The organism is Pseudomonas sp. PA27(2017) (assembly GCF_001945445.1).
Classification (GTDB): domain Bacteria; phylum Pseudomonadota; class Gammaproteobacteria; order Pseudomonadales; family Pseudomonadaceae; genus Aquipseudomonas.
Genome location: NZ_MSXW01000059.1, coordinates 3,998 through 4,892 on the forward strand (window position 1 = coordinate 3,998; position 895 = coordinate 4,892).

The following is an 895-nucleotide window of genomic DNA, read 5'->3' on the forward strand; positions in this document are numbered from 1 at the left end:
CAGAGCCGGGTTTCGTTTGCGAGCCTGAGGCGAGACTTTCATCCGTACGCGGCGATCATGCTCGCCGTAGCGCTCGACTTCCTCCATCACCAGGTTCTTGCGAGCCGGCGTGAGCCAGTGTCGATTTTTTCCCCCATCGGCAATGCTCAGCAGCAAATCAGCCCCCCAAAAGCCTTTGTCGAACAACGTGATCGAATTGTCCGGAATCTGGCCCAGGAAGGTTTCGGCCAAGCGCATCTCGCTGCCCCGATAAGGGCTGAGCTGAGCATCGAGGATCACGTGTGAGCGCACATTCATCAAGGCTACGAGGCGCAGCATCGGAAAGGGTGTCTGGCGCTCGGTGCCCGTATTACCAGAGCCAAAATGCTCCCTCAGCTCAGGAGAATCGGGCGTTCGCAGCAATGCGCCATCTACCGCGAACACTTGCAAACCGTTCCAATCATCGCCTTCGTAGCGCTCACGGCCCCATTGCTTGCCGGTCTGTCGGAACAAGGATTCGACCGGGTCTGCACCTAGTCGCTTGCGCGCCTCGGTCACGCCGCTGCGCGCCAGCAACTGATCGGAAGCCAGGCCTTGAGCACAGATATTCAAGCGTCTGGCCACCTCATGCACAGGCTCATCGCGGAACAAGGCCATGCCCAGTACCAGCCAAAGCACTTGATCACTCGGCAGGCGCCGACGTCGTATGGTGGCTTGAGTAGAGAGATTGAGCGCACTGGCGACCCATTCAACAGGAATGTTCTGAGTGAAGGTGCTGAGGTCGGAGAAGTTGAAGAGATCGCCGAGGTCGAGCAATTGCTGCTGAATGGGCATAAAAAATCCGATACCAGGAAGCTGGTACCGGATTTTCTAGAAACCCCGGCTTGGACTCAAATGCTTAAGTGAACAGCATTAC

General features: G+C 57.1%; 1 protein-coding gene. It reads right to left on the reverse strand.

All coding sequences use genetic code 11. The annotated features are described in order from the left end of the window. A partial coding sequence (locus BVH06_RS25150; protein WP_139315700.1) for an IS4 family transposase occupies positions 1–813 on the reverse strand: 813 nt, incomplete at its 3' end. Positions 814–895: the final 82 nt, after the last annotated feature.